The organism is Synechococcus lacustris str. Tous (assembly GCF_003011125.1).
In the GTDB taxonomy this organism is placed as follows: Bacteria; Cyanobacteriota; Cyanobacteriia; order PCC-6307; family Cyanobiaceae; genus Synechococcus_D; species Synechococcus_D lacustris.
Window position 1 is genome coordinate 62,165 of the sequence record NZ_PXVC01000011.1, and the last position, 7,513, is coordinate 69,677.

The 7,513-nt window shown below is 54.7% G+C and carries 9 protein-coding genes; 1 reads left to right on the forward strand and 8 read right to left on the reverse strand.

Annotated features, from left to right (window positions below):
* Positions 1 to 15 precede the first annotated feature (15 nt).
* The 8 genes from leuB to C7K08_RS04465 are packed head-to-tail and all read right to left on the reverse strand — an operon-like array spanning position 16 to position 7,159.
* Positions 16 to 1,095, reverse strand: a complete 1,080-nt coding sequence (leuB, locus tag C7K08_RS04430) for a 3-isopropylmalate dehydrogenase (protein WP_106499438.1) — start codon at positions 1,093 to 1,095, stop codon at positions 16 to 18.
* Positions 1,096 to 1,134: 39 nt separating this feature from the next.
* A complete protein-coding gene (gene lpxD, locus C7K08_RS04435) occupies positions 1,135 to 2,166 on the reverse strand; it encodes a UDP-3-O-(3-hydroxymyristoyl)glucosamine N-acyltransferase (RefSeq protein ID WP_106499439.1) in 1,032 nt (343 codons plus the stop codon).
* A gap of 47 nt (positions 2,167 to 2,213) precedes the next feature.
* Positions 2,214 to 3,320, reverse strand: a complete 1,107-nt coding sequence (gene proB / locus C7K08_RS04440) for a glutamate 5-kinase (protein ID WP_106499440.1) — start codon at positions 3,318 to 3,320, stop codon at positions 2,214 to 2,216.
* A gap of 10 nt (positions 3,321 to 3,330) precedes the next feature.
* Complete coding sequence (locus tag C7K08_RS04445) at positions 3,331 to 3,861, reverse strand: YqeG family HAD IIIA-type phosphatase (RefSeq protein WP_106499441.1); 531 nt, start codon at positions 3,859 to 3,861, stop codon at positions 3,331 to 3,333.
* Positions 3,858 to 4,418: a DUF3727 domain-containing protein gene (locus tag C7K08_RS04450; protein WP_106499453.1), complete on the reverse strand. Its 561-nt coding sequence runs from the start codon at positions 4,416 to 4,418 to the stop codon at positions 3,858 to 3,860. Before C7K08_RS04450 ends, C7K08_RS04445 begins: the two co-directional genes overlap by 4 nt.
* 19 nt (positions 4,419 to 4,437) lie before the next feature.
* Positions 4,438 to 4,887, reverse strand: coding sequence for a Holliday junction resolvase RuvX (ruvX, locus tag C7K08_RS04455; RefSeq protein ID WP_341272133.1), 450 nt, complete (start codon positions 4,885 to 4,887; stop codon positions 4,438 to 4,440).
* A 23-nt stretch (positions 4,888 to 4,910) separates the two neighbouring features.
* The gene (locus C7K08_RS04460; protein WP_106499443.1) at positions 4,911 to 5,939 is read right to left on the reverse strand and encodes a hypothetical protein; all 1,029 of its coding nucleotides are present in this window, start codon (positions 5,937 to 5,939) and stop codon (positions 4,911 to 4,913) included.
* Between the two features lie 47 nt (positions 5,940 to 5,986).
* Positions 5,987 to 7,159, reverse strand: coding sequence for a F420-0:Gamma-glutamyl ligase (locus tag C7K08_RS04465; RefSeq protein WP_106499454.1), 1,173 nt, complete (start codon positions 7,157 to 7,159; stop codon positions 5,987 to 5,989).
* Positions 7,160 to 7,292: 133 nt separating this feature from the next.
* Here C7K08_RS04465 and C7K08_RS04470 point away from each other — a divergent pair.
* Positions 7,293 to 7,513: Nif11-like leader peptide family natural product precursor (locus C7K08_RS04470; RefSeq protein WP_117434630.1), on the forward strand; the 221-nt coding region annotated here is incomplete at its 3' end.

Here is a 7,513-nt window from a genome sequence, read left to right on the forward strand (position 1 = left end):
AATCCAACCAGTTGATTAAGCAAGSGCCCTTAACAATTCTTCCCCCATGGCGCTGCAAGCGAGTTTTGTGCAGCCATCTGCCATCAGATCTCCCGTGCGAAAGCCCTGCTCAAGAACTGCTGAAACCGCATTTTCTAAGGCCAAGGCGGCCGCATCTTGCTTGAGTCCAATGCGCAACATCATTGCCGCTGAAAGCACCATGGCCAAGGGATTAGCCAAGTCTTGCCCTGCGATATCAGGGGCTGAGCCATGCACAGGTTCAAATAAACCAGGCCCTGAACTACCAAGGGAGGCAGAGGGCAACATGCCAATGGAGCCCGTGAGCATCGCCGCTTCATCGCTGAGGATGTCGCCAAAAAGATTGCTGGTTAACAGCACATCAAAYTGGCGCGGCTGCCGCACCAATTGCATCGCGGCGTTGTCCACATACATGTGGCTCAAGTTCACATCTGGGTAAGCGCCAGCCATTTCATTCACCCGATCGCGCCAGAGTTGGCTCACATCCAGCACATTTGCCTTATCCACAGAACAAAGAACCCCACGCCTTTGGCGGGCCAGATCAAAGGCCACCTTGGCGATGCGATCCACTTCAGAGCTGCTGTAGGTCATGGTGTTGAAGCCCCGCTCCTCGCCGTTTTCGAGCTGCACCCTGCCCTTTGGTTGGCCGAAATAAATGCCACCKGTTAGTTCCCTCACCACCAAAAGATCAACTCCGCTGATCACTTCCGGCCGCAAACTGCTGGCGTCAATTAGGGCGGGAACTATGGCAACTGGCCGCAGGTTTGCAAATAAATCCAAGCCCGCCCTYAGGGCCAGCAAGCCTGATTCCGGCCTCTGCTGCCGGGGCAGGTTGTCGTATTTGGGYGCACCGATGGCGGCTAGCAGCACYGCATCACTGGCCTTACAGGCCGCCAGGGTGCTGGCGGGTAAAGGTTCCCCAAATTTCTCAATGGCRTCACCACCCACAGGTTGGTGATCAAAATCCAACTGAAAGTTGAATTGTTGCGCCACACGCTCCAAAAGCTTTACGGCTATTGCTGTGATTTCAGGCCCGATGCCATCGCCGGCTAGGAGGGTGATTCGATAGCTAGCCATGGCTGCYTTGCTGTTGGTTGTTAGCTCGAACCTATCGCGTCAGTTTGTTTGATTTAGTTGGCGCARGCTGCGGGCCATCTCGGGCAACTTGCTAAACACAGCTGAACAACGCAGCCAGAGGCGGTTTGGTATGGCTGGATAACCACTAACCACCTCMCCAGCGGCCACCTCCCCATGGATGCCGGATTTTGAGGATGCAATAGCGCCATCGCCRATAACAGCACGATTGGCTACCCCCACCTGACCAGCCAGGATCACGCCATTGCCGAGCTTTGCTCCGCCAGCAATGCCCACCTGGGCTGCAAGGGCACAATTTTTGCCCATGCTTACGCCGTGGCCCACCTGCACCAGRTTGTCGATYTTGCTGCCAGCACCAATGCGTGTTTCCCCCACTGATGGCCTATCAATGGTGGAACCACAGCCGATCTCTACGCCATTTTCMAKCACCACAAGGCCCGTTTGGGGCATTTTGCGCCAGCCATCTGCGGTGGGTACGAAGCCAAATCCCTCGCTGCCGATCACCGCATGGGAATGCACCACACAGGCCTCAGCCAGCCTGCTGCCGGGATGAAGCACAGCTTGGGCATGCAATTCACAGCCAGCACCTATTTCCACATCTGGATAAATCACAACAGCTGGATGGATGATGCAATCGGCGCCGATTTTGCAGTTTGCACCTATCACCACATGGGCGCCCACATGGATACCAGCGGCTAATTCCGCAGTGGGATCTATCACYGCAGTGGGATGAATTYCAGCAGYTAAWTGCCGCTTKGGGTAGAGCTGCTCAAGCGATTCAGCAAATCCAAGCCTTGGATTTTTAAGCGCCACCCACGCGATACCCCGCTCTGTTGCTTTGCCATGGAGTTCGGAATCTGGCGGCAGGATTAAAGCTGACGCCTGSGTTTCAGCTAAGGCGGCAAGCAGGGCATTGCCGGGTTCAAGRAAACTGAGTTCCCCKGCTAGSGCTTGGTTGAGAGCAGCGGCCCCATTTAATTCGGGATCATTGGCCAAATTGAAGGGTTGGTTTTCAGCYCCGGATAGGTGCTGTAGCAATGTGCTGAATTGCATGGCAGGCCAATAACTCAGGGCTTGGCCGGGATCGTAGGGCTACTGGCTCACACCGCGGTTATCACGAGTTGGTTGCGGTGAATCACCGCCTCTGGCAGCTGAGGATCCAGCTGTTGCACCATTTGGGATTTCAAGCCAAGGCAGCGCTTTAATTCGCCACTGGCATAGGCGCTGAGGCCAATACCCAGCTTCCTGCCATCCATGGCCAAAATCAGAATTGGGGCCTGTCGATCAAAATCGCCCTCGATAGCAACCACGCCCACTGGTAGAAGCGAGGCCCCCTGGTTTAGTAGGGCCAGTTCGGCCCCCTTATCAACCCTCACGCTGCCCTCAGGCACTGGGGCATGGGCTAACCAGCGCTTGCGATCRGGAATAGGWGAAGGGCTTGGTATGAATCGGGTGCCATGGCAAACACCCGCAAGCAATTCAGCAAGAACGTTTGGATCGCGGCCATCGGCCAGTTTCACTTGGATGCCACTGGCTGTGGCAATGCGAGCAGCGGCCAATTTTGTTGTGATGCCTCCGGTTCCCCATTGGCCGCCACCTGAGGCAACGCTTTGCAAGGCATCAAGTTCAGCGAGATTTTGYACCTCACTTATTGGTGTTGCCCCTTGGTTTTGACGTGGATCAGCGGAATAGAGGCGATCAACATCSGTGAGCAAAATCAATTCATCCGCCTGAAGGGCAACAGCCACGAGGGCTGAGAGGGTGTCGTTATCGCCAAAACGCAATTCCTCAGTTGCCAAYGTGTCRTTTTCATTRATTATTGGCAGCACATTCCAACTCAAAAGTTGCTTGAGCGTGCGGCTGGCGCTTTGAAAGCGCCGGTTGGAGGCCAGATCGCTGCGGGTGAGCAAAACCTGSGCCACCGTTTGCCCATGGCAGCGAAAGGCATCTGCATAGAGGCCCATCAGTTGCCCTTGGCCGATGGCCGCAGCGGCCTGTAATTCCTCCACCAATTGCGGCCGTTTKCCYAGGCCAAGCTCCTGGCAACCAAGCCCAACAGCCCCGCTAGTAACTAGAGCCACTCCGTTGCCTTTTGAACGCTCGGCACTCAAACTGGCGGCCAAACTGGCTATGAATTGAGTAGTGCTGCTGCCGTTGTTGCCCCTCAACAGGCTGGTGCCCACTTTTACAACYAATATTCGAYTCATTTTTGCGGTTTCATTTTTGGGGCAGCCCTTGCTCCATGCGGGCCCCTAGCCAGCGGGCCAGAGTGCGTTCRGARCGYTGCAAASCATCTTTAGTGCTTGGTTTGCCATCGCTGCCAACRGGATGSACSAGCACRGTGAATAAACCAAGGCGATTWCCGGCAAGCACATCGGTAAATACACGATCACCAATTAGTGCMACCTGGGCCGCTGGTAATTGCAATTGGTTGAGCACRAKGCGCAATGGGCCACGCCTAGGTTTGCCAGCTCCGGCCGTAAAAGGCAATGAAAAAGCATTGGCGATTGCTTCAATCCTGCGGCGATTTGGGTTGTTACTAAAYAGATGMAGGCGCCATTGAGTGCGAGCTTTTTGGAGCCAGGTCAACACATCAGCTGGAATTTCCTGGCTGTGTTGAGGCAGCAGTGTGCAATCCACATCAAGCACTAGGGCCTTGATGTTTAGATCGGCAAACACTTCTAAGGGCAGATCAGCAAGACTGCCCTTSGCTACCCAATTTGGCTCTAACAGGTGGCGCAGGTTCAATCCTGAGACTCCCGCTCCTCCAATTCCGCTTCAATGCGCGGCTGCACCCGTTCAAATTCCTCGCCTTCCACCAGCAGGGCATGGTCGTTTTCCATCCGAGCAACCACAAAGAAAGGATCTAGGGGTATGTAAAGGCCRTATTCCTCATCGGCCACCATGAAACTAACTAACAACTCATAGGTTTCTGCATCGTCATCATCGCTGTCATTCTCTTCATCTTCTTCATCAAAATCCTCRGGATCTGGTTCTTCCAATTCCCCGGAAACTGTGAGTGTTACAGCGGAGCGCACCAATGTGAGTTCATGCTCTTGGAGCACCACTTCAGCGGTTGAGAGAATTGGYTCGCTTGCATCTAAGCCCTCTAGGAGTTCAGGCTCTTCATCGTCGCTGAGGCGAAACAGGCAAACCGGGGTGTCAACTGGTGTTAGCAAGGCATAGTCGTGGCCATCAAGGGGGATCAGTTGCTCAAGGAAACAGAGCAACTCCTTACCTTTGCCATCGCGCACCACGATTGTGGGCACATCACCGGATCCGGAAAGAGAGGAGGATTCGCCCATCGATTCTGTGCTGACCCCTTCAGGATCCCTCAGGGTTAGCTGCTCTGCCCTGGTTAATGGCCGCCGCATAGACCGGTTCAGGTCCTTCCCGTAACCACTGTTCCAGCAATAGGGCAGCTACGGCGCTGTCTAGTTGGCCGCTGCGGTTGCCATGGAGATTGTGCTTTTCCGCTGCRTACCAGCTGCTGCARTGTTCATCTACCCAGGCTATGGGCAGCTCTAGGGCRTTAGCTAGCTGSATGCCATAGCGCCTGCAATATTGCGCTTGAACAGTGCTTTTTTGAGCTTGATCYAGGGGCATCCCCACGATTARMGCTTCGCAGCGGCGCTGCTGCACMAGSGGTTTAAGTAGCAGCAGGTCTTYGGCAAARCTGCYGCGGGCCAATGGCGCYAGGGGCAAAATTGTTAGGCCCAGGGGATCGCAACCGGCAAGGCCAATCCTGCGTTTGCCCACATCCACCGCAAGCACTGATCGGGGCTTTGGTGGCAGCCTTAACGCCAACGCATCGCCTCAGGAACTGGCCTTTGGCCTGGTTGCCAYTGACCYACCARCCTTTCCAGSGTGCGGCTTGCTAGGCCGGGGTTCGGGCTGATTTCATGGCGACGCCAGAGRCTACGRGCAAATACCAGCTCCTCTTGCAGTTCGATGGCGCCTTGTTGTGCAAGCCAAGTGAGTCCAGCGCTATTGCCTAGATCGCAGCGAACCAAAACCGGCAGCTTCTTCGTTGCTGCTGCCGCCAGTAGGTGGCCGAGCACATTGCCTAGTAGATGCCCCCAGCCTGGGTGAAGGCTTAATTCAATTTCGGTAGGACCCCGATGGCGCCGCCTCAGCAGCCTCGCCCCTGCCACTGCTTGGTGGCGTTGGGGATCAATAAGCACAAGTGATTCCGCTTGGGAATCGTCTAGAAGGTCTTCACTGCGCAGATCTTGCAACTGGCGTAGGGGGCTAGGYGTGGCAACCAATTCGAGCTGGAGCAATAAAACWGCGCTGGCACGGGTTAAGGGTTGCAGCAGTAATGGCTCGGGTAGTGCAGCAGCAATTTCAAGTTTGCTTAGGGAATTTAATAGCCAAACCCGTTGGTGTTGCAGGATTTGAAAGCCCTGTTCCCGAAGGGCCGCCAATGTTTGTTCTGCGTTGCTAGCGGCCCTTGCCACCCATGCCATTGCCCCGGGTGCTTGATCCATCGCCGCCTTTAATAGGCTGCCGGCAACATCAAGGSGGGAAGCGGTTTCACCCCAACTTTCCAAAACCTCTAAGCGCCAACAGCTACCTCTGCGGTTGCAGGGTTCAGCGAGTAGTAAGCCAACGATGTTGCTCTTTTGASTTAGGGCTACAAGGGCAAGGGGGGCCGGTGAACTCTTCGGTGATAGCCATGGTTTAAAAGCAACGATTGGCCTTAGCAGGGCCAGTTTTTGCAGTTGAATAGCTAGATATTCCAGTTCTGGTCTTTGCAGCTGGGATAGGTGCTTGAACTGCAGGGGCTCAACCTGCAGGTTTTGATGCTGCAGTTGGGACCCCATGGCAAATCAGATCCAATGCCATTCTTCGCCACTGTATCCAGGCGAAATCAGGATCGGGGCCTCACCACCACGAGAGGAGTGCGTTCATTGGCATTTCCAGCTGGATTTGGCCTAAGGGCCCGCTCTAATAAATCGAGATCACAGCCAGAGCTGGCAGCTAACACTTTCACCCTGCCAAGGTCGTTCACATCAACAACGGCAACGCCGTGCCCCAGGCTTGCTGCCATTAAATCCACCACCGCCTTTGGATTTTCTGGGCCCAGCACAATCGTTTGGTCGTAGGGGGGGGTGGAGCCAGTTACATCGTCGATTAAGCGAGCTTGCGGGCCAGCAAGCCGATAAAAACCACCCTTGATACCCACAACTTTTAACAGCGCCCCAAGCAGCCAAGCCATCAATACCCTTGCTGGGCCCACCAGGTCGATCAGGCTTTGCAAACCGCAGGCTGTGGCAAGGCTGCTGGTGGGATGAAAAACACGGCATAACAACCTGGCTAGGGCAGATGGCTCCACTTGGGAGGGGTGATGGTATCTGCCTTGAATGACAGCAAGTGGACTTTCGGCAATCGTGAGAATGTCGCCGGGTTTTAAAATCGCTGAGGCGTATTTATGCAGCACCTCTTCAAGGTTGTCGAGCACCCCCAGTAGGTGGGTAGGTACTGCAAGTACTGAACAGTTTTCGCCTTCCCGCCACTTTGCGGCTTCGGGATCTAGGGGGGCAGGGTGCTTAAGGGGCACTAATACCCCTTGGCGACGCTTCAAACGGCCAAAAGGTCCGTAATTAACCCAATGAATATCTACCCATAGGGAATCGAGGCGTTGCTCGAGATCTTCTCCCTCGATGCAAATAGACACCCTGGCTTGGGTCTTTTTAAGGCCTTTAACTATGTAGGCAAACCAGTAATTGTCTGGGCGACTATCTTCATCGCCGTGAAGCGGCATCACCTCTGTGCTGATTTTTAAATCTTTGAGGCTGTTGCTGCCAAGCAAGCAGGGCTTAGCCCGCAACTCCGGCACAAACACCTCCATCTGGGCATGGGGATTGCCTATGCAAACAAGGCCGTTGATCCTGTAGCAGGAGGGATTTCTTGCCAGGTTCCAAGGGCCGAAACTTAGTTCCAGTGGTGATTTAGGCCGCAGCCGATGGCGAGCCTCCAGCCATAGCAGCAGCAGGCCAAGGCCTAGGGCGAGGAGCAAGGGAAGCGATTGCAGAAACTTCATGGCAGGCAGATTAAGCCCCCACCCATGGGCTGGATGATTGTGGATGAAACGGATAGCTAATTTGAAAGTTGCAAAATGACGCCTTAATCTAAAGAGAATTTGTGCTACACCTGTTAAGCAAATCACCCCAGCCATGGCCGATCAAACAGTTGCTCAGTTCGTTGCAAAACTGGGCGAAAACGAGGCCCTAAGGGAACGGCTTGAATCAGCAAACCTGGCTGAGCTGCTAGCAATTGCAAAAGAGCATGATCTGAAATTTGGCCATGCCGATGAGCTCTATGCCCATGCCAAACACGCCATGGAATTGTGGGGAACTGCGCCAGGGGGTGGGCAGCCCCTAGGTAACCCAGATCC